This window comes from Lysinibacillus sp. NPDC093210, from assembly GCF_044753985.1.
Taxonomy (GTDB): Bacteria; Bacillota; Bacilli; order Bacillales_A; family Planococcaceae; genus Lysinibacillus.
On record NZ_JBIVOE010000005.1, the window covers coordinates 222113 to 248335 of the forward strand.

Consider the following 26223-nt stretch of genomic DNA (forward strand, 5'->3'; position numbering starts at 1 on the left):
TCACTCCTATGCCAAATGACCACCAACTAAGCGATCTCGTTTAATAGCTGTACCAGCTTTTGTATAAGAAACTGCTCTTAATATTGAGGTAGCTCCAAACCTATTGCGTATTGCATCCATTGTAGGACCAATGATTTGACGTTGTGGTTTACGTTCGTCAAATAAATCCAATTGAATGCTATGTTCTTTCTCTAGGTTGGATATTCTGACTGATAATTGTCGTGCTGGCTCTCCAGCAAAATGTTCATCCAGTAATTCAATACAAGTTTTATACATCACAAGCGTTTCACTTGTTGGCACTACAATTGTTTTAGACCGATGAAACCCTTTGGTCATGGCATTATGACTATATGAAAGACCTAAGCTGATTGTACGGCCAACAAACCCTGCATCACGTGTTCGTTTCATTACGTCTTCGCACATTTCTAGGAGCACTACCGAAATATCTTTTCGTGTGTGATAATCCCTCATCAGCATTTGACCCTTCCCAAAACTTAAAGCGCCGTTTGTTATTAACGGCTCTCCTAATTTGGACAAATCTATTCCCCATGCATGGTAATAGAGCTGATTGCCCATTACACCAAAGCGCTTTTCTAATTCTTCTAAATCTGTATGAGCCAAACCACCAACTGTTTGTATTCCCATAGCATTTAGATTTGCTTCCATTCGTTTTCCTATGCCCCACATTTCCGATAGAGGTCGTACAGGCCATAGTTTCTTTGGAATATCCTCATACGTCCATTTAGCAAAACCAGTTTTCTTGGCATCGAGGTCTAAAGCTAATTTAGCTATTAACATGTTTGGTCCCATTCCGACTGCACTAGGTACATTAAATTGATCAAGAATAGCTTTTTGTATTTCCTTAGCTGTTTCTTCAGGCGAGCCCCAAAGTTTTTCAGTACCAGTTAAATCAACAAAGCTTTCGTCCACACTATACACATGTATAGCATCAACCGGTACGTAATTAGAAAGCAATTTTGTAATCGTCATCGACATTTGAATAAAGAAGCTCATTTTTGGCTCAAACAATCTAATATCAGGATGCTTTGGTATCTCATAGCGTCTACTTCCAGTTTTGATTTTAAATTTCTCTTTCATCAATGGTGATGCGGCAAGTACTACGCTGCCTGGTTGGTCAAAGTTGGCTACTACTGCAACTGGAGTTTCAAGAATATCTAGCCCATGTAACATTGCTACGCAGCTGGCATAAAAACATTTCATATCGATACACATAATAGGTTTATTTGGCATACCCTCATAATTCATACAACTTCACGTCCCTTACTAACAATAGGAATAATGGCTAGAACATTGCTGATTAAAAAAGTACGCCTTGCATGTCTTGTAAAACAAAATGCTTGAAATGAATCGCCAACAATTTTAATGACTTTTATACGCCTTTTTGTCACGGAACCATCTTTCGCTATATACATCATGTTCACTAGTTGATTGCGGTGCATAGCTTTAATCAGTTGCTCTCTCATCTTAGTTTCCTCCTCAGTGCCAGTCATTCAAAAATTTTTGTATCCAATAGCAACCATTTTTGTTCGCTTCAGGTTACCTAATTAGTATTGGCACAATAATTTTCCCCTTTACCTATCTTACGTAAGAACACTTGTTTGTATACATGATAGAACAAATGTTTGTATCTTGGCAAGATTAAATTTTTGGAAACAAAAAAAGACCAGTTACTCAAATAAGTCCCTGGATTATCCATATATAGTAGACATGCGTAAAATGACTAAACGGTATCTAAAATCTCATTTTCAGATGTTTGTTATGTGGATTCACACAATACTAATTAATCTCAAGTGCTCCCCTACTTAATAATAGGATGATTGAAAATTATTGAAATAAGTATAGAACATCCTATTAAAGTCTATTCTAAAAACTAAGCAAGAAATGTGAGGAGCCTACAATTCAATATGAAATTTAAACTACCTTTCTGGAAAAAGAAAACTCCTGTAGAAGTGCATATACCTAAAGAAAATTCCGAGAGAATTGCCCAATCAACAGATTGTTTTATTCAGTCAATAAAAGACGCTACGAATAATCCATCTGATTTAATTATAAAATCTCTTCCACTTAACATTACCCTTATTTATATTGATAATTTAGTGGATAAACAGACATTAAACAATGATATTATAGCTAATTTACAAAACAAAACAAATGAAACACCAGAAAGCATAAAGGATAACCTCTCAATCCCTGAAGTCAATGTAACCAGTCTCCTAGAGGAAGCAATAGAAGCAATGGTAAATGGGTCTGTTGTTATCCATGTAGATGAGTTCGCACAACTAATAGTAGCAAATATTGCAAGCCGAGAATCACGGTCATTGTCGGCACCTGAAAATGAATCACAAGTGATTGGAACACAGGTTGGATTTAATGAGAGCCTTGCTACGAATATTTCCTTAGTTCGTCGCTACATAGTCAACCCTGATCTATGTATTGAAAAAATAAAAGTTGGACAACGTACAAATACTTCCATCACGCTTATCTATATGAATGGTATTGCCTCCGAGCAAATGGTGAATACGTTACATCAAAGAATTAAAGATCTTAATATAGATGCGTTACTCGATAGTGCGGTTCTAGCTGAAATGATTGACGATAACTCAATGTCCGTCTTTCCTCAAATGTTGTTGACTGAAAGGCCCGACAGATTTTGCAATTGTCTATTAGATGGAAAACTAGGCATTATCGTGGATGGTAGTTCAATGGCCATCGTTTGTCCTCAATCTTTTACTGAATTTTTTCAGAGTCAGGAAGATCAAAACTTAAGATGGCAAATTGCTACCTTTGTTCGGATATTGCGCCTTACTGCATTCTTTATATCTGTTTATTTAACACCAATCTACGTTGCAGCGTTAACTTTTCATTATGAGGTAATTCCTCAAGCTTTCTTAGTTCCATTAAGTGAGTCCAGAGCTTTAGTCCCTTTCCCACCAATATTTGAAGCATTACTTCTTGAGTTTATTATTGAATTACTAAGAGAAGCTGGGGCACGATTACCAACAAAAATCGGACAAACAATCGGTATTGTGGGTGGTATCGTAATTGGAACGGCAGCCGTACAGGCAGGTATTACAAGCAATATATTACTTATTATTATTGCATTAAGCGCCTTGGCATCGTTCACTTCACCAAGTTATATGATGGGTAATGCTATTCGGCTTATTCGGTTCCCAATTATTATACTTGCAGGATTTTGGGGTTTTTATGGTATAATGCTGGCCTTTTGCTTTATTTTAATTCACCTTTTACGTCAATCTAGTTTAGGTGCACCATATATGTCTCCACTTTATCCGCCTAGAATGAGAGAAATGCGGGATAGTGTTATTAGAATGCCTATGCCATTAACGGCAAAAAGACCTGCCCTAACAAGGCCATCTGACCCAGAAAAATTCGACCCTGAACCTGTAAAACCGGAAGAAAGTTGAAATGAAGGTGAAATGAATGAAAAATCCTATACAACTTAGTCCTAAAGATATGATAAATGCTTACTTGCTCTTTTTTGTCATCCATGGTGCTCAAATAGGAGTCGGTATACAGGGATTTCAACGTATTATATATAAAGATGCGGGACATGATGCATGGATTTCAGTTCTATTGGCTGGTATTGCCACACATATCGTTGCTTTTTGTATGATAAAAACATTAGAAATATACGGTTCAAATGATTTATATGGGATTCAACAAGATATCTTTGGCAAGTGGATAGGCAATTTTTTGAATGCCATTTATATAGCTTATTGTTTTGTAGCATTCTTGTCTGTTTTACGTAATTATATCGAAGTGATTCAAGCATGGATTTTTCCTAGTATAGGTACATGGTTTCTATCAGCTACTTTACTAATAATCATTATATATGCCTTCACTGGTGGACTTCGAGTGATTGTTGGTGTTTCTTTTTTTAGTATCGTACTCTCTTTATGGATTTTACCTATGTTAATATTTCCAATGAAGTTTTCAACAGTAGATAGTCTACTCCCTATTTTAGAGACAAACTTTAGTTCAATATTAAAAGGTGCACAATCAATGACGTTTACAATTATTGGCTTTGAAATACTTAATATTATTTATCCCTTCATAAAAGACAAAAAAAACGTCAGCAAGTATACACATATGGGTTTATTTGCTACAACCACCATATACCTAGCTGTGATGTTGGTTTCCATTACTTACTACAGTGAAGGAAAGCTACTTAAAACGATATGGGCAACATTGACATTATTTAGTTTTATCAGCTTTCCTTTTATGGAGAGATTTGAATTTGTGGCGGTTTGTTTTTGGATGTTGATTATTTTACCAAATCTTTGTCTTTATTTATGGGCTACTTATCGTGGAGCCCTACGCCTAGTAAATATAAGCAATACGAAATTTGTATGGATTTTCTCTATCCTTATTTTCACAGCCTCATTACTCATTCAAACGCGCACCCAAATCAATACGATTAATACGTATTTCGGAAAAGTAGCTTTTTATATCATCTTTGTTTATCCGATTTTCTTATTTTTCATCGCCATACTTAAAAAAAAATTCATATCAAAGAAGGAGCATAAAAATGAAAAAGCTTAGACACATTATTATTCTTCTTTTATTATTTATTTTTTTATATGGCTGTGCAGAGACCAATATTCTAGATCAAGTGGGCTTAACGACTTTAGTTGGCTACGATGTAGGAAAGGAAGAGAAAATAGCCACGACTGCCGTTATTCGTGAAGTGAATCCCGAATTTCAGAGTAAGGTAGAAGTCCTTACAACAGAGGATACCACTAGTAAAGGGAGTCGGATGAAATCTAATCGAAAGCTAGCTAAAAAGATTATGGTCGGTCAAATGAGGGTCATATTGTTTGGCGAAGAAGTGGCGAAAGATGATATTCATTATTACATTAATACAAACCTTGAAAATGCGAGCGTAAGCAATGGTTTGTATATGGCTGTCGTAGAAGGCGAAACAGCACCATTACTTAAATACGAATATAAAAATATTGATGATATTGGTCAGCATATATATAAGCTTTTAGAACAAAACATTAAACAAGAGTATATGATATCCCCAACACTTCATGAGATTGCGCACGATTATTATACGACCGGTAAAGATATAGCTATGCCTATATTAAAAAGAGATAAAGAACTTGTTGAATTAAGTGGAGTAGCCCTATTTAAAGAAGGCAAAATGGTCAGCAAACTCTCGGCGAAAGATAGCTTTTACATCAAGGTTGTCAGAGATACATTTAAGGTAGGGATTTTTGAAACAACATTACAAGAAGATGATGTGACCCCAACATTATTGAAAAAAGCTGAAAAAATCCCTGTAGCCTTTGATGCCATTCAATCTAAAAGAGACATTAAATTAGTTAATGCTTCTAAAACAGAGTTTGACCTAAACATCAAAATGAAGGCAAGAGTATTAGAAATACACAAAGAAATAAATCTAGGCAATCCTAAACAGGTAGCAGAACTTGAAAAGGCCATTAGTAAAAAATTATCAAAGGAAATATCTAGAGTAATTGCACAAAGTCAGGAAGTCCAGTCAGATGTCTTTGGTTTTGGAGAGAAATATAGAAGCACAGTGCGAAACTCGAATCTAACAAAAGAAAAATGGCATGAGATGTATAAAGACATCAAAGTGAATGTGAAGGTCGACTTTGTTATCGTAAGGAATGGTGTTTTTGAATAATTGTATTGTTGTTGTTCAGTAGTTAAAGCAAAATTATTTTAATTCCCTATTTACTTGATGGCCAGTCATAACGGACAAAAAATCATGAAAGAACTTTTCATAATTTATATCAAATGCAATACGATGCATTTTTTTCCCATTCTTTAGGTTTTCGTTGGGGCGGGTTTCCGCAATACTTTGCCCCCGTGCAGGACCATCTAGTTTATCGACGACTGTAACAGGATAGGACTCATACGTGAACATGTCAGGACTAATGATAGCCATAATGGTTAGTGCATCGTGGAGAGGACTCCCTAAAAGTGAGGGGTCCCTTTTTTGATAAAAACGCGTATAATATTCCATTAATAGTTTAAAGATTTTCGCCTTCCCAAAATGATCAATATAGTCAACCATGCCGGGTGTAACAATAGCTTTTTGTGTTGCATTTAAAGGAATAATTGTCACATTCGTAGCGGATGTGAGTACAATATTTACCGCAAAAGGGTCTCCGTGAAAATTCGCCTCAGCGACAGTAGTTATATTTCCTGGAACCCCAAAAGCGCCACCCATAATATAAAATTCCTTCACGTTTTTCATTAAATCTTTGTAGAAGATAAACATCGTGGCAAGTGAGGTGAGCCGACCAATATTTACGATGATCAGCTCATCCTTATATTTTTTAATGATATTTACGATTTCCAAAAAATTTTCAGTTTTAAAATCGTAGTCTTCATTTAGTATGATTGGTCCAAGCCCGTGTTCTCCATGAATTTCCGGAAAGTATGTTGGTTGTTCGCCAGTTAAAGGTACTTCTGCCCCTAAAATAACAGGGATTCCCTTAGGAAAATTAAACAATTTCATCAAAAATAAAATATTGGCAACTGCAACTTCTCTAGAAACATTTCCGTAATCTGCAACTAATCCAACAATTTCGATTTCTTGATGTAGTCTAGCATAGATTAACGCAGCTGTATCATCAATGCCAATATCTCCAAATAAAAGCACTTTTTTCACCAAAGAGCCCCCTTTATTTCCAATAAAGCTCACTTATAGAAGGCTTGAAATGCTTAAGGCGACACCTATTTTGAACTTTTTATCAAAAATAGTACAAAGTATATTAGGAAAGTATTACATGCAGTCCATTTAACATAGAGGGTGCTTATTAAAGCCTCCTACAACCTTTATTTAATAGTAAATAAAATGCAATCGTATTTTCAGAAAAGGTTAACTAAACACACCCTATAGCAGTGCAAAATATGGCTGATAGATTGGATAACAATAATACGGTGGTCGAACGCCTATACTCGGTGCTAACCAAGAATAATTTAAATAATAAACCTCCAATTCCCCCGCTTTATTTTCTAATAGCCTAGTGATTTGTGGAAAAAACTCAATCATCATACTATAACTCCCCTCTTTCACCCTTGAAAATTCAATGTTTTCACATAAAAAATCAAGCATACATAGTATATGAATATAAGGAGTGATTCGTTATTAATAATGATTATTCAAATGATTGGAATTCTAAAAACTATCATGAATTGATTGAACAAATTCGAACATATCAAAAATGGTTTGAAGAAAACAAGAAAGAAGACCCGTATCCCCAATATCCTGTGTATGGCAAGATCACTCAATATAAAGAAGTGCCTATTACTCAGCCTGAACAAAGACAATTCCGCCAACCAGGGTTAGAAAATTTAATGGTGCCTAAACCAATTATTGAAAACCCTCATTACAAGGGTAGTGGAAAACTAAAAGGGAAAGTCGCTCTAATTACTGGGGGTGATAGTGGAATGGGAGCAGCCGCTGCCATTGCCTTTGCAAAAGAAGAAGCCAATGTAGCAATTGCTTATTTAGATGAGCACGAAGATGCTTTAAGAACAAAAAAAAGAATTGAGGAGTTGGGAAAGGAGTGTTTACTGCTCCCTGGGGATCTTCGTGATAAAAAACAATGTGCAGACATCGTTTTAGAAACTGTTAATACTTTTGGTCGCTTAGATATTTTATGTAACCATGTTGGTATTCAATTTCAGCAAAATGATCTCACAGAAATAACAGATGAACAGTTCGACGAAACTTTTAAACTTAACATTTATTCTCATTTTTATACTACAAGAGCTGCTCTTCCTTATTTAAAGGCAGGAAGCTCGATTATTGGAACTGCTTCGGTAGTAGCTTATGCAGGAGAACCTTTATTAATCGACTATTCTGCTACAAAGGGGGCCATCGTAGGGTGGACTCGATCTTTAGCAAAAAGCGTTGCAAAAAAGCAGATTCGAGTAAATGCAATAGCACCTGGTCGTATTTGGACACCTCTTATCCCTTCCAGCTTTTCCTCTGATGAAAACGCATTACACGGAACGAATTTATTTAATCGAATGGCCCAGCCTTTTGAAGTTGCTCCTACATTTGTATATTTAGCATCTGATGATTCTAGACATGTTACTGGGCAAGTATTACATGTAGATGGTGGTGAATCAACAAATTCTTAATTGAAGCTTTGCTAATATGTAGTATTCCAATTTGTTTGCAATCGGATGCCCCATGCGTTGTTGGGTCGATACAACAAATGCTATAAAGCGATTAAAATCATTTTCAACATAAAAAAATGCCCGCTATTTGATTAGCGAGCATAAAGAATTTGATGTCGGTGCCTGGCACTTTTATTAAGTGCATTATTTACTTCTTACAAACAATAGCTTGTACCATTGATTAACTAAAAACGGTAAGAACGATAAGCTATAAATAAAACCTAATTGTGCGCCAGTTAATGTGGCAACTTCAAATATATCCGTGAAAGATGGCACAAATAATACTACATGTAGAGCAACAAAGCCGATTAAAAACGCTAACCAAGTATATTTATTCGAAAATACACCGATGGCAAAGATCGACTGTTTGGATCTAGAGTTAAAGCCATGTATTAGTCTTGATAAACATAAAGTTGTAAATGCCATTGTACTTGCTGTTAAAGTATCTCCTGTTGACAATCCTATTTCGAAAGCAACAGCCGTAGAAATAGCAATTAATAAACCTTCAAGTACCACTTGGGTCGTAAATATTCTATTTAGTAATGGTGTGTGAATATTTCTTGGCTTGTCCTTCATAGTGTTTTTATTATTTGGTTCCAGCCCTATAGCAATTGCCGGCAAACTATCGGTCAGCAAGTTAATAAATAATAGATGAACTGGCGCAAATGGAACTGGTAAACCTAAAACAGTTGCATATAAAACTACAAAGATAGCCCCTGCATTCCCCGATAGCAAAAATAAAATGGCATTTTTAATATTCGTATAAATACTTCTTCCATTTGATATTGCTTTGACAATCGTGGAAAAATTATCATCTGTTAAGATCATAGACGATGCATCTTTTGCCACCTCAGTACCGGTTATTCCCATCGCTACACCGATATCAGCTTGCTTTAAGGCTGGTCCATCATTGACTCCATCCCCCGTCATAGCAACGACGTTCCCTTTTTCTTGCCAGGCTTTCACAATCCGAATTTTTTGCTCTGGTGTTACGCGGGCATAAACTGAGAAATCTTGCACTTTTTCTTGCAGTTCCCGATCAGTTAATTTTTCAATTTCAGCTCCTTCAATCGCTTCTGTTGGATCCTGTAAAATACCAATTTGTTTTGCAATTGCAGTAGCAGTTATTTTATGATCACCTGTTATCATTACAGGTTTAATCCCTGCTTTGATACAGCTTTCAACTGCCGCCTTTGATTCTTTTCTAGGAGGGTCCATCATTGCGATTAATCCAACAAAGATTAAGTCTCTTTCGTCTACAACGGAGATTGCTCGAGGTTCATATACCTCCTTGTATGCAATAGCCAAAACTCTTAAACCATTCATCGAAAAGTCTCGGTTAACTTCTTCGATTTTTTTCTTATGTTCATGAGTAATAGTTAATAAACCATTAGAAGTATTAATTTTCGTGATTTTTGAAAGTAGAACATCTAATGCTCCCTTCGTAATCATAATATTTTGCTGATTAATACGATTCACCGTGCTCATAAGTTTTCTATCTGAATCAAAAGGAAGCTCTGCAACCCTTGGACAATTTTCTCTGACGATTAATTCATCAAAGTCGTATTGCTTCCCTAATTTCACAAGTGCAATTTCAGTAGGATCACCGATTTCTTTATGATCTCTTTCTAACGCATCATTACATAATAGTGCCTTCCAAATAAGATCTTTTTCGATTGTGTTTTTCATTTGTAGCTGGTCGTGTTGAATAACTTTTTGATCAACAAATACATGTTGCACAACCATTTTGTTTTCAGTTAAAGTTCCTGTTTTATCTGAGCATATAACAGAGACACTTCCCAAACTTTCAACAGCAAAGAGCTTTCGTATAATAGCATTTTCCTTTGCCATTTTTTGTGTCCCAAAAGCTAACACAATTGTCACAATCGAACTTAACGCCTCAGGTATAGCAGCAACAGCCAATGAAACGGCAAACATAAATGATTCTACCAACTCACGGCCTCGAACAAGATCAATCGTGAAAATAACTACACAGATCATCGTGATTCCTAAAGCTAATTTCTCTCCAAATTGATCTAGGCTAACTTGTAGCGGAGTCTTCTTTTCTTTCGCAGTATCGAGCAAATTTGCTATTTTACCAATTTCCGTTTCCATGCCGATAGCTGTAACAATCACAATACCCCGGCCATTCGTAACAAAACTCCCAGTGAAAACCATATTTTTCTTATCAGCAATCGTTACATCTTCCTTAATGGGATCAGCAAATTTCGCAACCGCTAAAGATTCACCAGTAAGTGAGCTTTCATTTATATGAAGATTATGGCTTTCTACTAATCTTCCATCAGCATTTATATAGTCACCCGCCTCTAAATACAGCAGATCTCCTACTACTATATCTTTAGACGGAATCTCGATAATCTGATTGTTTCGCATCACTTTCGCAATTGGCGAGGACAAAGCTTTCAAATTGCCTAAAGATTTTTCCGCCTTTACATGCTGTACAGTACCGAGAATAGCATTTAAAATAATGACAATTAAAATGACAATTGTGCTTTCTACTTCACCTAATAGAAATGAAATAATAGCAGCTATCATTAAAATGATAACTAATAAATCCTTAAACTGTCCGAAAAAAACGGCAAGTGTACTTATCTTTTTACCTTCCTCTAATACATTAAAACCATACACTTCTTGCCTTTTTTGAACGTCAGAATCACTCAATCCTTTATTGGTCACGCTCAATTTATTCATGACTTCTGCGGACGACTGCTGATGATATTGTGTCATTTCATTTAGTTCTCCTTCCAGTGTAATTTTATTAGACTATCATACTCATGACGAAAAACGATTGCTGCTATTTTACAAACAATAGCGTCTCGCAAAACTCAAATAGACTTTTATAACTTATGTGTCATTCATCGTAGAGTTGACTATTTCAATAGAAGGAAAATGTCTATTGAATAGTCTTTTAGCTACCAAATTTCAATTTCCATCCTATCTACTCCATCTCCAAATATTCGAACTATAACAATCTATTCCTTGTCCTAATCCAGTATGATAATAATTGATATAGAGATTTATTTTTTTGTACTATTGTTGACGTAAACTCACAGAATTTACCAACCTTATGGAAATGAAAGCCCCCTCGACTATTAGCATCAAGGGGGTTAAATTAACTTAGCAAGCGCTATATTCAATAATATACAGAGTGCCAATAAAAAGAAGCTTCCCCTTAAGATAAATAGTGACTGGCACTTTCTTTTATTGATTTCAAAAGATTTATAATACATAAACACAACTATAATTTTTTATTTTGTGGTATACTACTTCGAGTAGCGCCATCAAAGGGCACAACCAATTCTGAGCTGTAGCGTATTTCATACGTTGCAGCTTTTTTATTGTTTTCAATAAAAAGGATATACTCCAGCCGCATTTTACAATATAATGTATGAACTAGAAAATATTAATAAATACATATTTAAATAGCTTTTCAAAATTATTAAAATGACTAAGGAGCGAAAACAAATAAGATGAATGTAGAAAAAGTCTTTGAAACCTTCCCGCTATTAAGTTCTGGCAACCTACAATTTAAAAAAATTGAAGAAAGCCACTTAGATATGTTATTTGCCATCTATGATAATGAGAAAGTATTTGAGTACTGTGGTATTATTCCGAAGCACAATATCCAGACGGTCCAAAAAATGATTAGTCATTTTGAACGTGATTTCACGAAAAGAAGCCGAGTGAAATGGGGTATTTTTTTAAAAGATCAGCCAGACACATTAGTCGGCATAATAGAAGCGATGGATTTTAACCAAAAAGTGAACATGGTTACAATTGGTTACTATTTAGCTGAGGACTATTGGAATAAGGGCATCGCTACTGAATCTGTGCAAACAATACTCAAATTTCTATTTGACGAAGCCGACATCAATAGAATTCAAGCAGAGGTTATGCCGATGAATGATGCTTCAAAAAAAGTGCTGTTAAAAAGTGGCTTTATCAAAGAAGGATTATTAAGACAAGCTTCTTTCTGGTCTGGTAAAGGAATTATTGATTTAGAAATTTATAGCATCCTGCAAGAAGATTACAATAAATAAATTAAAAAGAACTTAGATTGGAAAGTACGTTTAGTAACATTAGCTCAACTTTACGTTATCTTTTCCTAATCAATAAAAGCACACTAAACAGGACTATCTGTTTAGCGTGCTTGCACTTGTTTATCTTTATAAATGTTTGTTTCATTAAACAGCGCCATAAACCGAAACTACAATCATGTATTAGATTTTATTTCTTGCCATTTCCAATATGCTTCATATAGCATATCGTGTAGAAATTCCTCATGCTCTCGCTCATCACCTAGACCTCTCCGTTCTAGTTTTAGCCCTAACCACACCGTATCATCATTTCTAAATTTAGGATCACCAACACCATCTATAATACAGAAAAAGTGAAAAAAGGTTGAAAGCATCCGATCACGAACAATCTTTTCAATGCCACATATACTATGAAAATCAAATTCATTTGCTTTTAACGCTTTAACTTCTTCATCAGTTAATTTTAACTCTTCCTCTACGCCTATTATCGCGTTTTCTGGATTACTTAGGCTATCACCCATTTTAGAGTATTCTTTAATTAATTCATGAACCTCCATTAGTAAACTCATTTGACTATCCATCTATATCACCACTTTTAAGTTAATTCCGAAAAAACCCTCAACTATCATTGCTGAGCCATTTCCTTAGTGGCAGCTGTTATTTATTTACGCTATACAGTTTAAAAAGTTCACCAGATTCATATTGCTCAAGAACTATACTTGCCTCAAAACTGGTCATATTTTGTTCCATCCCTGCAATCTTTTCAAGCATTTTTAAAGCATCCGCTCTGCGATAGTCCACTACAATTGCATAAATACTGCAAACATATAAAACAAAAGGATTATCATGTAGAAACAACTCATCTAACACTGCAGTTGCAAGTTCAGTTGATTGCTTTAGTTGCTCCAAAATTGCAAGCAACGCCTTATTGGATTTATTTCCTCTTTTATAATCACCGGTCATCTGCGTTTCTTCTGCTATTAAGCCATGTTTGATAAACTCTTCAACTAATGTTTCCTTATTTGTCATGTATCATCACCTACTATATATTAGTTTAGTAAGCCGGCTTTTGTATTAACAATAGGATGTGATTGTCTTTTTGTATGAGCGTAAAAGAGATTCGACTAAGTATTACGGGCTTTTTTCCGTATTAAAAATAGCATAGATTTTTGTAGAGACAAAAAGAAGAAAGAATAGCACAAAGCTACTCTTTCTTCTCAAAAATTTAACAGTCTCGCCAAGAAAAACTTTTTATATTAGGATGCAGTGAATCTAACTTATGTTGTACATGTCCTGACCATCGCGCTCGAACAGTATGCGTTACAGTTACAGCAATAAAACCAAGAGAAGGAGTAGCTCTTAATTCATATGAAGCTCTTCCATATGCATACAAGCCATCAATATAATGATTTGAAGTATTGTATGTTATCCATACACCAGGGTTAATATTTTCATGGCCATGGTATACATCTAGTGATTTTACTGCTTTAAAACCGTCACCATTGAATACTAAAGTAGTTCTTAATGTAGTCGTATGTATACCAAAAGTATAAAGTCTATAACTGCAAACAACAGTAGTGTTATAACTTCCTGTTGAAAAAGGCATAATACTTGCCTTACCAGGGCTTTTACTCACCTCAACATTTACAGGAACATCTATACCGTCAATCTTAACTGTAAAATCCTTATCATCAGATTCAACCAAAGCTTCTGTTAGTACCTCAGTATATTCATTAGATTTCAAGAACTTTAAAAAGGTTTCTTTGTCGGTTGTATCTAATGCTTTAAATTTTACTAGTCCTTTTGAAGCTAATTTAGATGATTCACTATTGGTTGAAATAAGTTCTTCTAAATACGCTTCATATCCTTCAACCGTAAAGTAATCCAGTTCCTCATTTGCCATTGCATTGTTAGGTAAAATAATGAAACTAAACAAAAGTACCATTAATACAAAAAGTAAACTTTTTTTCCTCAATTTAAACACTCCTATTTAAAATTTTCAGAAATTTAGTAAACTATAACATATGAGATTAAGTGGATTATAGCATAAGAGAGGTGAATTTTGTGAAAAATAAAACTATTTTCTTTATTTTTTTAACACTATTCTTAATTTTTTGTTTAGGCATGCTATCTTTCTATAGTCTTAGCAATTAACAGTATAGTTTAACAAGGTAATTTATAGCCAATCAACCTTATTGATCAGGTTCTTCAATGGAGAACCTGATCTTTTCATATTAATTTGGCAATGATACTCCTCTGCTGTGTAGACTAACCCTCACTTAAATTAAGAACACACATTCCCCTCTTTTAAATCTTTATCGTGAATAGTTTGTATTACAATATAAACTTGGTGCGAGAGATGAACTTAAAACTACAATACATAGTGTCGGATAATCTGTAGTTTTATCTATTAATTAACATAGCAATCAACAAAAAAAGATTGTAGATGCACCCCAAAATTAGGAGTCTCTACAATCAAACAACCACTATTCTATATTTCTTCTACTTAATACTTTTAGCAGCTTGCTGAATAAGTGCCGATACCATCGTATTCATATGTGCAAAACGATCGTCCTTCGTTTGCCCGTTAATGTAGCGGTAATAAATTTGTTGGCAAATCACCGCTAGTTTAAAATAAGCAAACGTTATATAATAGCCGATTGTGGAGACATCGCGCCCACTTTTCTCCGCATAGCGCGCGATAAATTCCTCTCTCGAATAAAATCCAGAATGAATCGTAATCGGTGGCTCCCCTAATGCATACAGCAACATTTTTGGATCATCTGCATGCATCCAGTAGCTCATGGCAACACCAAGATCTGCTAAAGGATCCCCTACTGTTGTCATTTCCCAATCAAAAAGCCCAATCATTTGTGAAAAATCTTGTGAAAACATCGCATTGTTGAACTTATAATCATAGTGAATAATTGTCGCTTCGTCATTTGTCGGTATATTGGCCATTAACCAAGCCGTTAACTCCGCCACCTCAGAAAGCTCAGCTGTTTTCGCCTTATCGTAACGATCAATCCAGCTATGCACCTGGCGTTCCATAAATCCTTCAGGCTTGACCATGTCCTTTAATGGTGTTTCCTTATACGGGATGGCATGGAGCGCTACTAATGATTCCACCATCTTTTCAGATAACTGACGGGCTAGTTCTACTGTCGTATCGGTACCAGGTGGAAAATGCGTATCCAATACAACACCCTTTTTTCGTTCCATTAAGAAAAAATCACTGCCGATAATGCTGTCATCATCGACATAAACATATGGTTTTGGCACAATTGCTAAAAAGGGATGGAGCGCAGATAAAATTGTAAATTCACGCTTCATATCATGCGCCCTTTTTGCCACTGGTCCAAGAGGAGGTCTGCGAAGTACGACTTCAAAATCCGCTATTTTCAAACAGTAAGTTAAATTAGAATGGCCAGCACTAAATTGAGAAATTTCTAGTTTTCCCTCTGGTAAGTCTGGGAACTGTTTCTTTAAAAAAACATGTAATTGCTCTGCATTGATCCGTTCACTTCTTCTCACTTGCATCGTATCCATAGGAACCCCCCTTAAATAATTGCACTCATTCCACCATCTACGACAATGACCTCACCTGTAACATAATCTGAAGCTGCTGCTGCTAAAAATAGTGCAACTCCCTTTAAATCATTTTCAGAACCTAAACGCTTCAACGGTGTAGCGCCCATTAAATAATCTTGTCCTCGTTCAATTAAGACATTCGACATTTTTGTTGGGAAAAATCCTGGGGCAATGGCATTGACGTTGACACCTGCTGGTCCCCATTTCACAGCTAAATCTTTCGTTAATGTAATGACTGCACCTTTACTAGCGTTATAGCCGATCGTATCCATAAAATCAGGTAGTGTACCACCAAGCCCTGCAATAGAAGCAATATTAATAATTTTCCCACCGTTTTGTTCAAGCATCACTTTACCAACTGCCTGCGTCATTAAAAATGTCCCATTGACATTCACATCAAATACCTTTTGCCAAGCCTCGTACGGCATATCGACAGCAGGTGTACCCCATGAGGCGCCACTGTTATTTACTAAAATATCAATCTTGCCGAACGTTTCTAAAGTTTTTGCTACAACATTCGCAATTTCCTCTGGTTTTGTCACATCACAGGGAAGCGCAAGTGTCTGAACACCCAATTTCGCAAGCTGTGCCGCCACTTCCTCACAAGCTTCCACTTTACGTGAGCAGAGCACCACATTCGCACCAGCCTCTGCAAAGCCTTGAGCTATTTGTGCACCAAGACCACGACCGCCACCAGTAACAATAGCGGTTTTCCCTTTTAAGCAAAATAAATCTAGGACAGTCATTTCACCAGCTCCTTTTGCTTATTGGCATGTTTTTGCAATTCCAACTTCGCTACAGTATTGCGATGTACCTCATCTGGTCCATCTGCTAAACGCAAAGTACGTGAATTGGCCCACTGTGCAGCTAATGTTGTATCGGGTCCCACTCCAGCAGCGCCGAATGCTTGAATGGCACGATCAATAACACGTAATGCCATATTCGGTGCAACAACCTTAATCATCGCAATTTCAGCCTTCGCCTCTTTATTGCCCACAGTGTCCATCATATAAGCGGCCTTTAACGTGAGCAGTCTTGCCTGCTCAATATCAATGCGCGACTCTGCTATACGTTCACGCATTACGCCTTGATCTGCTAATGGTCGATGGAAAGCTTGACGCTCCTGTAAACGAATACACATTTCCTCTAAAGCTCGTTCGGCCGCTCCGATTAAGCGCATGCAATGGTGAATTCGTCCCGGACCTAGACGACCCTGTGCAATCGCAAAGCCTTTGCCTTCACCCCATAAAATGTTTTCCACTGGTACTCGAACATTTGTAAACGTAACCTCACCATGTCCTTCCGGTGCATGATCATAGCCAAAAGCAGTTAGCATGCGCTCTATTTTGACACCTGGTGTATCCATAGGCACTAGAATCATCGACTGTTGTTCATGTATAGGTGACTTAGAATCCTTATGTTTGCCCATAAAAATAGCGACTTTACAACGAGGATCACCAGCACCTGTTGTCCACCACTTATGGCCATTTAAAACGTAATAATCGCCATCACGTTCAATACTAGCTTCTATATTTGTTGCATCACTTGAAGCCACTGCTGGCTCTGTCATCGCAAAGCAAGAGCGAATTTCCCCACGTAATAACGGTTCTAGCCACTCTTTTTTCTGCTGATCAGAGCCGTAGCGTACAAGTACCTCCATATTCCCCGTATCAGGGGCATTGCAGTTAAAGACTTCAGGACCTATTAATGAACGCCCCATAATTTCACACAAAGGAGCATATTCTAAATTCGATAAACCTGCGCCATACTTACTATCAGGTAAAAACAGATTCCATAGCCCCGCTTCCTGTGCTTTGCTCTTCAATTCTTCCATAATTGGAGGAATCGCTCCCCAACGATCCGCCATTGCATCCACCTGTGCCGTATATACTGCCTCATTTGGATAAACATATTGCTCCATAAAATTTGTCAGTTTTTCTTGCAGTTCTACTACTTTTTCGCTATAAGAAAAATTCATATGAACGCCCCCTTTGATTGACAACGCGAATGAAAAATGAATGAATATTCATTCTTATTCTTACATTAAATGTTACCGCTATATGCCATCTAAATCAATCATCAATTCCATAAAAAATAGAATAAAAGAGATAATACATTCACAAAACAGCTAAACTAAGCACCGTTTTTTCCTTCTTTCCATGAAACACATACAAAAAATTAACTATTTTAAAAAAATATAATTATTATGTTTTACTAGCGAAGTATTGCATAACACCTTCAATAAATTGGCGGATTGCAAAAGGAAGATGTCGATTTTTCAAATACACTAAATAAACATTGCGCTGTAAATGTGGGCAATCAATTTCTTTTTGAACAATTGTCTTTGCTGTTGGCCCCTGTAAATAATTTTCAGGCAAAATCGTAATACCTAAATTTTCACGAACGAGTGATACAGCGGTTTCAAAACGCTCGATTTCAAATTGTACATTAATCTCTTGACCTGCATTTTCAAATGCTTTCAAAATATCTTGGCGTGTTTGAAAACCATCTGTACTAATAATGAAAGGTTCATTGCCTAAATCCGATATAGACAAAACTTCTTTTTCAGCTAATGGATGATTTAAAGGTAACACTGCAACAAGTCGTTCCTCATACAAACACTTCACCTCGAGCTCTTCATCATCAATCAACTGATTTGTAATAATGACATGTGTTTTATAACTTTTTAGTGATTTTTTAACACGTTTGCTGCCTAAAATATCTACTAAATGAAACTTCATTTGTGGATAGACCTTTTTATATTCAACAATCGCTTTTGGTAACCAATGCTTGATTGATTCCATCACACCTATAGTCAAATCACTCGTACCATGTACAATGACCTCGTCCATTTCAATTTTTAATACTTCCATATTTTTTAATATAACTTTTGCTCTTTCATATAGAAGCTGCCCCGCTTCAGTTAAGTGCAAATTTCTTGTATTTCTTTCAAGTAAAGAAGAACCCACTTCTTGCTCTAATTTTTTAATCGCATTACTTAAAGAAGGCTGAGATATATGCAGTTTTTCAGCTGCTTTCGAGTAATTCATATGCTCAATAACTGCGATAAAATATTGTAATTGTTTTAAATCCAAAACAACATACCTCCATATTTATAGTTTAAAACTATAGATTAATAATAATTATATATTAGTAAATATAATTATGTGAATATATAATAAATTAACACTACATGAATAATGTTAATGGAGTTGATAAAGAGATGTATACAATGACAGATCAAAAACAATGGAAAGGTCGAATAGATTCAACTACAAATACTAGCAGTTTCCGTTTACATCAAAAAGTAAAAAGATTAGCTATTAATGATGTAAGCGCTTCAGAACAGAAAAATGCTGGGATTGTAGGTTTTATATGTGATGAAGGTGTACGCCGTAATCAAGGGCGTGTGGGTGCAGCTAATGGACCAAATGCATTGCGAGAAGCTCTAGCAAGCTTACCATGGACATTTGATGATCAACAGGAAATTATCGATGTGGGTAACATTCTTTGCCTAAATCATGCGTTAGAGGATGCGCAACGTGAGCTAGGAGAGATCGTCCAAGGGTTACGAGCAAAAAACATGAAGTGTATTATTCTTGGTGGCGGTCATGAAACTTTATATGGACATTATTTAGGCGTTCGTGCAGCATTACCAAAAGATGCTAGCATCGGAATTATCAATATCGATGCACATTTTGATTTACGACCATATAATGAACAGCCTTCATCTGGTACAATGTTCCGTCAAATTTTAGAACAAGATCCACATGCGGAATATTTTGTACTAGGCATTCAGCGTTATGGAAATACAAAAGAGCTTTTTGACAAGGCACATGAGCTACAGGTGAAATATGTATTAGAGGAACAGATGACAGCAGAAAATCACACGAATATAATGAATGATTTACAGCAATTTATGGATAAGCATGACTATATCTTACTTACTTTATGTATGGATGTCGTTAACACTGCTTTTGCTCCTGGTGTAAGTGCGCCATCACCTTTTGGACTCGATACAAAAACTGTTCGCTCTTTAATTCAGAAAGTAGCATCACATCCACATACACATTCTTTTGATATATGTGAAGTGAATCCGCTACTGGATGAAAATGGTCAAACAGTCAAATTGGGTGCTTACTTTGTCTACGATGCACTCAATCACTTAATTAGGGGGAACGGTTCATGATCGAAATTAATCAAATTACTACCATATTTCTCGCAGTCGCTCTATTTGCATTCGGGAGCTTTCTTATCAATAAAATAAACTTTTTAAAGCGTTTCTGTATTCCAGCACCAGTTGTTGGTGGTTTACTGTTCGCAGCATTAGCAACAATTTTAAAAACAACTGGCGTTTTAGAAATATCTCTTGATACTTCATTACAAAGCTTATTTATGATTACGTTTTTCACAACAATTGGGTTAGGAGCTAGCTTTAAACTTGTAAAGCTTGGCGGTAAACTACTTGTGATTTATTGGTTAGCTTGTGGCTTCCTTGCATTAATGCAAAACGTAATTGGTGTATCACTTGCTTCACTTATGGGCATTCATCCACTAATCGGTATGATGGCTGGAGCTGTTTCAATGGAAGGTGGTCATGGAGCTGCTGCTGCATTTGGACAAACTTTAGAAGATTTAGGTATTTCATCAGCTATGACAATCGGTGCTGCTGCTGCAACATGTGGCTTAGTAGCAGGTGGATTAATCGGTGGACCGATTGTAAAATATTTAGTCGGAAAATACAATTTAACACCTGATAAACAAGAAACTGAAGCAGTCGAATATGAGAATAAAAATGAACAAATAACATCTGATTCATTCTTTACACAGGTAGTTATCATAACATTTTGTATGGCTGTAGGAACATATGTTGGAACTTTATTCTCAGAAGCTACAGGCTTTGTTTTACCAGGCTATGTTGGTGCAATGTTTGTCGCTGTATTAGTACGTAATATTTTAGATAAAGTGAAACCTAACGCAATTAATATGAAAAGTATTTCTTTAATCGGCGACGTAACACTAGGTGTCTTCCTATCTATGGCGTTAATGAGCATTAAACTATGGGAAATTGCTGATTTAGCATTACCTCTATTTGTAATTGTTTTTGTACAAGTACTATTTATCGTTCTATTTTGTATATTTGTATTATTTAAATTACTCGGCAAAAATTACGATGCTGCCGTAATGGTTGCAGGCTTTGCAGGACATGGCTTAGGCGCAACACCAAATGCAATGGCGAATATGTCTGCCGTTGTTCAACGCTTTGGTCCTTCTACAAAGGCTTTCCTTGTTGTACCAATTGTAGGCGCATTTTTAATCGATGTTTTTGGTATCCCTATTATTATTACAACGATTAATTTATTTAAATAACATGATAAAAGCCGTGCAACTGTCTTATGTAGACGGTGCACGGCTTCTTTTATTATAGTAAAGAGCGTACTAGATTTAATTAATGTAATATATCACTAACCGTTACGCATTCATAGCCTTGTTTCTGTAAATAAAGAATGACATTTTCTAGCCCATTAGCTGTCGTTTGATGAATATCATGCATTAAAATAATGCTCCCGTCATTTACAGATGCTTTAACATACGTTAGTATTTTATTGGCATTCCGATGTTTCCAATCGAGTGTATCTATCGACCATAAAATAGAAGGCATAGCTATAACAGATCGTACTTCATCATTTGTTGCGCCATATGGTGGTCGAAAAACAGTTGGATATTGACCGATAGCCTCATAAATAGCATTGCTTGTTCGATCAACTTCTTGTTTAACACTTGCTTTCGCCAAACTGGTTAGCTTCGGATGATTCCAAGTATGATTACCAATTTCATGACCTTCTTTATATACTTGTTCTACAATTTTGCCATTGCTAGCGGCATTTTTTCCAACCATAAAAAATGTGGCCTTCACATTATATTTTTTTAAAATGGCTAGTATTTGAGGTGTTACCTTTGCATCAGGACCATCATCGAAAGTTAAAGCTACTCTTTTTTTTGCCCCTTTTGCTACAGGAACACCTTTATTATAAACTTTATTATCAACTATCGTTAAATCTGTTAGCTCAGAAGCCTTTATGTAACCTTTTTGTTCGCCTGCTTCCACATATGCCCAACCCGCCACTATTGTATACTGCTGGACAATCGTTTTATTCGCTAGTGTACCTAGCACTTCACCACTTGGACTAGCTGTTAAATGAATTACAGCCCCATGAGGAGCGTTTACCTGCTTTTTTGTCCCCGTTGGCTTTTTAAGCGCATTTGTTGCGACATAGCCGAATCCATGTCCGTATTGAACAAACGACCAACCACCAGGCGCTGTACCATACACAACCAACATACTATTTTCATATAGCTGCCCGGCTTTTTGTGCATTTGGACTTGGATAAGTAAATAAGTTTGTGCCGCCTTTTTTAGCAACTACAGCCTTTTCTGGTGTTACCTCAGCTAATGTTGTTACTTCTACATACCCTTCTAGCTGTGACATTTGGATATGTACCCATTCCTCATTCAAAGGTGTGGCTAACACAAAATTACCTTTTGTTACATGACCGCTCACCTTACTTTCTGTTGAAGCTTCTACATAGACCGTAGCATCCTTTGTAACAAGTTGGATGGCAGCCGTACTAACTGTATTTGCAGAAGCATGCCCTACAACAGCAATACTGCATAAAAATGCCCAAATTAAAGCAAATGGTAATAATTTCTTCATCATTCTACACCGCCTTTTACTATCACTGATGTCGTCTCCCGTGTAAAATATGCTGAAAAACATAGGATTTGATTCTTATTATAGATGAAGATTTCATACCAGAAAATAGTAATAATCAACTAGATTTACTAATCGAAAATTTAGCTAGGAATGTTTTTTGATAATTTGAATCAACAGCATGCTGCTGAATTGTTTCTTCATGCTTTTGCAAAAATGCTTTTACCTTTGCTTCATCAAACAATTCATTGTCTTTAGGTAATGTAGAAAATAAATTTTCCATTTCATCGATTAAGACATCTCTTGAAATTTCATACAAGTTTCCATCGACCTCAAAGCCGAAGCCCTTGGCATTTGGCACTAAAATGGCGCCCATCATTGTGTTATAAACAATTGCTTTATCTTTTGATATTGATGAAGAAAACCACTTACTTAATGCTTCATCGTCATTTTTATAAATAACGCGGAGCACCTCCTCTCGCAAATCAAAATGATCGATTGTATCCCCATGTAAAAAGACTGTATTTGCAATTTTGCCAACATTCATCGCATCCCCTACATATGTGCCAATAAAAGGCGCCCAAGTGGCCTGCTCCTTCACATCAGGCGCTTGAGCAGTACATCCTGTAATTAAAACTAAGCAAAAAAGAAAAGAAGCTACTATTTTTTTCATTGTTTTCCTCCTATAGTGCTTGATAAGCTGCCATTGCATCTTCTACATGGAATGGAGGGGTCCATACATGCCCTTCCGCATTCGTCGTAACAAAAATAAATAATTCACCGTTCTTTTCCATTAAAGACGCTAAGCAAAGTCCTGCCTCAGGTGTATAGCCCGTTTTTCCACCAAGAATAGCACCTTCTACACCATCCATTTTCGTAAATAATGTGCTCGATATCGTTAATTCATTTGGCACTAATGTCGTGTAACTTTTGGTAGTCAAAATTTGATAAAATGTAGGATTTTCAAGCGCATATTGAAAGAGCTTACTAATGTCACGAACACTAGATACATGAGCAGCATGATGGAGCCCACTGACATTTTCATAATGGGTATCATGTAACCCTAGCTCCCGCGCTTTATCGTTCATCATTGCCACAAATGCCTCCTCACTACCAGCAATGGCAATAGCAAGCGTAGCAGTTGCATCTGCACCAGATGCCAGTAATGTACCGTATAATAAATCCTCAATCGTCACAAAATCTCCTGCTTGAAAGCCCGACATCGAAGCATTTTGCGCAGTATATTTTGCAATTGTTTGTGGTGTAACCATTGTTTGTGTTTGAAGATCTGTACTCGCCTCAATTGCCACGATTGCCGTCATGATTTTAGTTAACGATGCTGGAAAGATAATAGCATCTGCATTTTTTTCATATAACACATCGCCGTTATCGTTTAATAATAAAGCATTTTGACTATGTAACGAAGGTAGCTCAATGTCCACTACTTGTTCGTTTGTTTTATTAGTATAGAAAAATATTGCAACAGCACATAGACAACAAAATAATACAAATTTTTTCATAAAAAAACGCCTCCCACACATTATAATAGGAGGCAATTATGAATATTCCTGTAGGAAATTTATGAAGAAATTCTTAAGGATTGCGTGGATTCTCACATTATGTAATAAAACAAATGCTACTTATCAATAAAAATCATCAAATTCTAAAGAGATGTTTTGAATCTTTTTTTGTGTTAATTTAAAAAATACATCTTGTGAAACATCTAACTTTAGTGCATTTTCCTTTGCTAGACTCGCATAGACCCCACGTAAAATTCGCCCAGTAAGACCATGTGAAACAACAATTACTTTTGGTTCATCTTTGATGCTCTCAAGCCACTCCGTTAATCTGCACACAACTGTATCGTAGCTTTCTCCATTTGGCGCATTGAAAAACCAGTTATAATGATCTGTATTTTCTAAAAGATTTGGCCAAGTATGCTCAATTTCTTTCGTTGTTAAGCCAGCCCAATCTCCCACAGCCACCTCAGCTAGTCGGTTGTCCTGTTCTACATTGTTAAAATCATAGCCAATTGTATTACAAATAATTTCTGTGCTCTGTATAGCCCTTCCTAAAGAGCTTGAAAAAACTTTCCACTCTTTTGGATTACCAATTAAACTTTTCAACATGTATGCATTTTGCTGAACTTGTTCGATGCCAACATCTGTTAATAGTGAATCAAGCTCCCCTTGGTATCGTCCTTGTGTATTTAAAACCGTTTCTCCATGACGCAGTAAATAAATAATTTGGTTCAACCATATTCCCCCTCTACAATGCTAAAAGATAATCAGATTGTACAGGTAAAACTAAATTAGTACAAATAAATACATTACGGCTATTAGCAAACAGAGCGGGCTATAAAACCATGTGTCATTTCTTGCAAAGTGAGAATGTTTTATTTTTTTGAAAAACCCAACATATTTAAAATCCCCTATTGCTCGAATAATAAATAGAGCCATACACACAATACAACCAAGTGTGAAAAAGGTGAATTGTTGAACATTTTGCAAATAAATTCCTTGAATAAACAACAATACTGCTGCGAACAAAAGGAGGAATGCTACTAATAATGTTCCTATTTTTCGAGGAACAAAAACGGGTTCTTGCCCTCCTTTTTTTACAGGTAACACCACTTTAGAGCCCCAGCTCCCCCCACAAGCCCAATAAACATGTAACATACTAATGAGAAACAGGACAGTGACTGCGAATAATAGTAAACTAATGACCATTTATTCTCCTCCAATAACATTTTAAAACATACTATAACGTATGTTTCGATTATGAATATGTCCCTCACATTTATGAGAGACATTCATCTTATATCTTTGCTAAAAGCTCCAACATTGTTCCTATCGTGAAATTAGGATTTTCTTCAAACCTCGTCATCCAGCCTATATAAGTTAAATATGCAAGTCTAGCTCGCTCTAAAGCTTCAAAAGCGTTGTTTCCTTTCTTTTCATATAACAATGCAATACATCGAATTCTTTGTTCCTCAATATCAACTAGTCGACTTGCGGCAACTTGGTCATATTTAGCCCAAGCATAAATGCCCATTTCAATTTTTTTATCGCTACTAAAACTAATTGATAAAAGCTGTTCTAATGATGATTCTTCTTGCTCCATACTTAGAATGATTCGTTTTGTTGCATGCATTTCCCAATAAGCTAACATCGCATCTAACAGTTCTTGATGATCTCGAAAATGATGATAAAAACTACCTTTACTTATTTTAAGAAATCGGGCAAGCGTTTCAATACGAACTCTATGAATACCTGCATCTGCTAATTGGTGTAGACCAGCCTTGACCCAGTCTTCTCTCGTTAATTGCATCATGAATCCCCCCGTTAACATACACTACCGTATGTTCAATTCAGATTAAGGCTAATTCTAAATTTTGTCAATCAAAAAGAGCATATAAAAAAACCCCATAACCGTTTGTTAGGGGCAATGTGATAATACGTCTAATCTTGTGTTTTACTACCTTTATGCACATCAATATTGTTATTAACCGTAATCTTAATGTGTAAAAATGTTGGTAAAACACACGCAAGAACCAACAGAAATGGCACGATTTTCTTCATCAAACTCTCCCTACTATATAAAAATCATCTATGTACTATATTAATAGATCCTAATATTTATGATTCTTAAAATAGT

25 protein-coding genes are annotated in these 26223 nt (G+C 36.0%); 7 read left to right on the forward strand and 18 right to left on the reverse strand.

Annotation, left to right across the window (positions count from 1 at the left end; translation table 11 throughout):
• Positions 1-6 precede the first annotated feature (6 nt).
• Together ACIP9C_RS14360 and ACIP9C_RS14365 are read right to left on the reverse strand one after the other, a co-directional pair.
• The gene (locus ACIP9C_RS14360) at positions 7-1266 is read right to left on the reverse strand and encodes a Y-family DNA polymerase (RefSeq protein WP_401011639.1); all 1260 of its coding nucleotides are present in this window, start codon (positions 1264-1266) and stop codon (positions 7-9) included.
• Positions 1263-1484, reverse strand: coding sequence for a transcriptional regulator (locus ACIP9C_RS14365; RefSeq protein ID WP_401011641.1), 222 nt, complete (start codon positions 1482-1484; stop codon positions 1263-1265). The genes ACIP9C_RS14360 and ACIP9C_RS14365 overlap by 4 nt, the downstream gene beginning before the upstream one ends.
• Before the next feature lie 441 nt (positions 1485-1925).
• On the opposite strand from ACIP9C_RS14365, the gene ACIP9C_RS14370 reads away from it, so the two are divergent.
• The 3 genes from ACIP9C_RS14370 to ACIP9C_RS14380 are packed head-to-tail and all read left to right on the forward strand — an operon-like array spanning position 1926 to position 5692.
• Positions 1926-3446: a spore germination protein gene (locus ACIP9C_RS14370; protein WP_401011643.1), complete on the forward strand. Its 1521-nt coding sequence runs from the start codon at positions 1926-1928 to the stop codon at positions 3444-3446.
• Positions 3447-3462: 16 nt separating this feature from the next.
• On the forward strand, positions 3463-4584 hold the full coding sequence (locus ACIP9C_RS14375; protein ID WP_401011645.1) for a GerAB/ArcD/ProY family transporter: 1122 nt from the start codon (positions 3463-3465) through the stop codon (positions 4582-4584).
• Positions 4571-5692 carry a Ger(x)C family spore germination protein gene (locus ACIP9C_RS14380; protein ID WP_401011647.1) on the forward strand — a complete coding sequence of 374 codons (1122 nt, stop codon included), beginning with the start codon at positions 4571-4573 and terminating at the stop codon, positions 5690-5692. Before ACIP9C_RS14375 ends, ACIP9C_RS14380 begins: the two co-directional genes overlap by 14 nt.
• A 33-nt stretch (positions 5693-5725) precedes the next feature.
• Here ACIP9C_RS14380 and ACIP9C_RS14385 read toward each other — a convergent pair whose 3' ends face one another.
• A complete protein-coding gene (locus ACIP9C_RS14385; protein WP_401011649.1) occupies positions 5726-6688 on the reverse strand; it encodes a nucleoside hydrolase in 963 nt (320 codons plus the stop codon).
• A 222-nt stretch (positions 6689-6910) separates the two neighbouring features.
• Positions 6911-7072, reverse strand: coding sequence for a hypothetical protein (locus tag ACIP9C_RS14390; protein ID WP_401011651.1), 162 nt, complete (start codon positions 7070-7072; stop codon positions 6911-6913).
• Between the two features lie 140 nt (positions 7073-7212).
• Between ACIP9C_RS14390 and ACIP9C_RS14395 the strand changes: the two genes are divergently transcribed.
• Positions 7213-8166 carry an SDR family oxidoreductase gene (locus tag ACIP9C_RS14395; RefSeq protein ID WP_401011653.1) on the forward strand — a complete coding sequence of 318 codons (954 nt, stop codon included), beginning with the start codon at positions 7213-7215 and terminating at the stop codon, positions 8164-8166.
• 183 nt (positions 8167-8349) lie between these two features.
• Here the strand turns inward: ACIP9C_RS14395 and ACIP9C_RS14400 are convergent, their stop codons facing one another.
• Entirely contained in the window at positions 8350-10953 is a 2604-nt protein-coding gene (locus ACIP9C_RS14400; RefSeq protein WP_401011655.1) for a cation-translocating P-type ATPase, read from the reverse strand.
• Between the two features lie 743 nt (positions 10954-11696).
• Between ACIP9C_RS14400 and ACIP9C_RS14405 the strand changes: the two genes are divergently transcribed.
• A complete protein-coding gene (locus ACIP9C_RS14405) occupies positions 11697-12266 on the forward strand; it encodes a GNAT family N-acetyltransferase (protein ID WP_401011657.1) in 570 nt (189 codons plus the stop codon).
• A gap of 173 nt (positions 12267-12439) precedes the next feature.
• Here ACIP9C_RS14405 and ACIP9C_RS14410 read toward each other — a convergent pair whose 3' ends face one another.
• The 7 genes from ACIP9C_RS14410 to ACIP9C_RS14440 all read right to left on the reverse strand — a co-directional run bounded on the left by ACIP9C_RS14410 (position 12440) and on the right by ACIP9C_RS14440 (position 18949).
• The gene (locus ACIP9C_RS14410) at positions 12440-12844 is read right to left on the reverse strand and encodes a hypothetical protein (RefSeq protein ID WP_401011659.1); all 405 of its coding nucleotides are present in this window, start codon (positions 12842-12844) and stop codon (positions 12440-12442) included.
• Between the two features lie 76 nt (positions 12845-12920).
• On the reverse strand, positions 12921-13292 hold the full coding sequence (locus tag ACIP9C_RS14415) for a hypothetical protein (RefSeq protein ID WP_401011661.1): 372 nt from the start codon (positions 13290-13292) through the stop codon (positions 12921-12923).
• Between the two features lie 196 nt (positions 13293-13488).
• Positions 13489-14238, reverse strand: coding sequence for a hypothetical protein (locus ACIP9C_RS14420; protein ID WP_401011663.1), 750 nt, complete (start codon positions 14236-14238; stop codon positions 13489-13491).
• Between the two features lie 527 nt (positions 14239-14765).
• Entirely contained in the window at positions 14766-15812 is a 1047-nt protein-coding gene (locus ACIP9C_RS14425) for a phosphotransferase family protein (protein ID WP_401011665.1), read from the reverse strand.
• A gap of 11 nt (positions 15813-15823) precedes the next feature.
• Positions 15824-16600, reverse strand: coding sequence for an SDR family oxidoreductase (locus ACIP9C_RS14430; protein WP_401011667.1), 777 nt, complete (start codon positions 16598-16600; stop codon positions 15824-15826).
• A complete protein-coding gene (locus ACIP9C_RS14435) occupies positions 16597-17832 on the reverse strand; it encodes an acyl-CoA dehydrogenase family protein (protein ID WP_401011669.1) in 1236 nt (411 codons plus the stop codon). Before ACIP9C_RS14435 ends, ACIP9C_RS14430 begins: the two co-directional genes overlap by 4 nt.
• A gap of 226 nt (positions 17833-18058) precedes the next feature.
• Positions 18059-18949, reverse strand: a complete 891-nt coding sequence (locus tag ACIP9C_RS14440) for a LysR family transcriptional regulator (protein ID WP_401011671.1) — start codon at positions 18947-18949, stop codon at positions 18059-18061.
• A gap of 128 nt (positions 18950-19077) precedes the next feature.
• Between ACIP9C_RS14440 and hutG the strand changes: the two genes are divergently transcribed.
• Complete coding sequence (hutG, locus tag ACIP9C_RS14445) at positions 19078-20043, forward strand: formimidoylglutamase (protein ID WP_401011673.1); 966 nt, start codon at positions 19078-19080, stop codon at positions 20041-20043.
• The gene (gene gltS / locus ACIP9C_RS14450; protein ID WP_401011675.1) at positions 20040-21224 is read left to right on the forward strand and encodes a sodium/glutamate symporter; all 1185 of its coding nucleotides are present in this window, start codon (positions 20040-20042) and stop codon (positions 21222-21224) included. Before hutG ends, gltS begins: the two co-directional genes overlap by 4 nt.
• A 79-nt stretch (positions 21225-21303) precedes the next feature.
• Here the strand turns inward: gltS and ACIP9C_RS14455 are convergent, their stop codons facing one another.
• The 6 genes from ACIP9C_RS14455 to ACIP9C_RS14480 form a co-directional block, all read right to left on the reverse strand.
• Positions 21304-22572, reverse strand: a complete 1269-nt coding sequence (locus ACIP9C_RS14455; RefSeq protein WP_401011677.1) for a polysaccharide deacetylase family protein — start codon at positions 22570-22572, stop codon at positions 21304-21306.
• A gap of 112 nt (positions 22573-22684) precedes the next feature.
• Positions 22685-23239 (reverse strand): hypothetical protein, encoded by a 555-nt coding sequence (locus ACIP9C_RS14460; RefSeq protein ID WP_401011679.1) that lies wholly within the window; start codon positions 23237-23239, stop codon positions 22685-22687.
• A 10-nt stretch (positions 23240-23249) separates the two neighbouring features.
• Positions 23250-24086: a D-alanyl-D-alanine carboxypeptidase family protein gene (locus tag ACIP9C_RS14465; RefSeq protein WP_401011681.1), complete on the reverse strand. Its 837-nt coding sequence runs from the start codon at positions 24084-24086 to the stop codon at positions 23250-23252.
• Between the two features lie 123 nt (positions 24087-24209).
• Positions 24210-24821 carry a histidine phosphatase family protein gene (locus ACIP9C_RS14470; protein ID WP_401011683.1) on the reverse strand — a complete coding sequence of 204 codons (612 nt, stop codon included), beginning with the start codon at positions 24819-24821 and terminating at the stop codon, positions 24210-24212.
• Positions 24822-24872: 51 nt separating this feature from the next.
• Positions 24873-25295: a DUF3995 domain-containing protein gene (locus ACIP9C_RS14475; protein WP_401011685.1), complete on the reverse strand. Its 423-nt coding sequence runs from the start codon at positions 25293-25295 to the stop codon at positions 24873-24875.
• Between the two features lie 88 nt (positions 25296-25383).
• Entirely contained in the window at positions 25384-25896 is a 513-nt protein-coding gene (locus tag ACIP9C_RS14480; protein WP_401011687.1) for a TetR/AcrR family transcriptional regulator, read from the reverse strand.
• Positions 25897-26223: the final 327 nt, after the last annotated feature.

Bases quoted from the DNA above. Each gene is read 5' to 3' on its own strand.
- ACIP9C_RS14360 (WP_401011639.1), bottom strand. From the start codon at position 1,266: ATGAATTATGAGGGTATGCCAAATAAACCTATTATGTGTATCGATATG.
- ACIP9C_RS14365 (WP_401011641.1), bottom strand. From the start codon at position 1,484: ATGAGAGAGCAACTGATTAAAGCTATGCACCGCAATCAACTAGTGAAC.
- ACIP9C_RS14370 (WP_401011643.1), top strand. From the start codon at position 1,926: ATGAAATTTAAACTACCTTTCTGGAAAAAGAAAACTCCTGTAGAAGTG.
- ACIP9C_RS14375 (WP_401011645.1), top strand. From the start codon at position 3,463: ATGAAAAATCCTATACAACTTAGTCCTAAAGATATGATAAATGCTTAC.
- ACIP9C_RS14380 (WP_401011647.1), top strand. From the start codon at position 4,571: ATGAAAAAGCTTAGACACATTATTATTCTTCTTTTATTATTTATTTTT.
- ACIP9C_RS14390 (WP_401011651.1), bottom strand. From the start codon at position 7,072: ATGATGATTGAGTTTTTTCCACAAATCACTAGGCTATTAGAAAATAAA.
- ACIP9C_RS14400 (WP_401011655.1), bottom strand. From the start codon at position 10,953: ATGACACAATATCATCAGCAGTCGTCCGCAGAAGTCATGAATAAATTG.
- ACIP9C_RS14405 (WP_401011657.1), top strand. From the start codon at position 11,697: ATGAATGTAGAAAAAGTCTTTGAAACCTTCCCGCTATTAAGTTCTGGC.
- ACIP9C_RS14410 (WP_401011659.1), bottom strand. From the start codon at position 12,844: ATGGATAGTCAAATGAGTTTACTAATGGAGGTTCATGAATTAATTAAA.
- ACIP9C_RS14415 (WP_401011661.1), bottom strand. From the start codon at position 13,292: ATGACAAATAAGGAAACATTAGTTGAAGAGTTTATCAAACATGGCTTA.
- ACIP9C_RS14425 (WP_401011665.1), bottom strand. From the start codon at position 15,812: ATGGATACGATGCAAGTGAGAAGAAGTGAACGGATCAATGCAGAGCAA.
- ACIP9C_RS14430 (WP_401011667.1), bottom strand. From the start codon at position 16,600: ATGACTGTCCTAGATTTATTTTGCTTAAAAGGGAAAACCGCTATTGTT.
- ACIP9C_RS14435 (WP_401011669.1), bottom strand. From the start codon at position 17,832: ATGAATTTTTCTTATAGCGAAAAAGTAGTAGAACTGCAAGAAAAACTG.
- hutG (WP_401011673.1), top strand. From the start codon at position 19,078: ATGTATACAATGACAGATCAAAAACAATGGAAAGGTCGAATAGATTCA.
- gltS (WP_401011675.1), top strand. From the start codon at position 20,040: ATGATCGAAATTAATCAAATTACTACCATATTTCTCGCAGTCGCTCTA.
- ACIP9C_RS14455 (WP_401011677.1), bottom strand. From the start codon at position 22,572: ATGATGAAGAAATTATTACCATTTGCTTTAATTTGGGCATTTTTATGC.
- ACIP9C_RS14460 (WP_401011679.1), bottom strand. From the start codon at position 23,239: ATGAAAAAAATAGTAGCTTCTTTTCTTTTTTGCTTAGTTTTAATTACA.
- ACIP9C_RS14465 (WP_401011681.1), bottom strand. From the start codon at position 24,086: ATGAAAAAATTTGTATTATTTTGTTGTCTATGTGCTGTTGCAATATTT.
- ACIP9C_RS14475 (WP_401011685.1), bottom strand. From the start codon at position 25,295: ATGGTCATTAGTTTACTATTATTCGCAGTCACTGTCCTGTTTCTCATT.
- ACIP9C_RS14480 (WP_401011687.1), bottom strand. From the start codon at position 25,896: ATGCAATTAACGAGAGAAGACTGGGTCAAGGCTGGTCTACACCAATTA.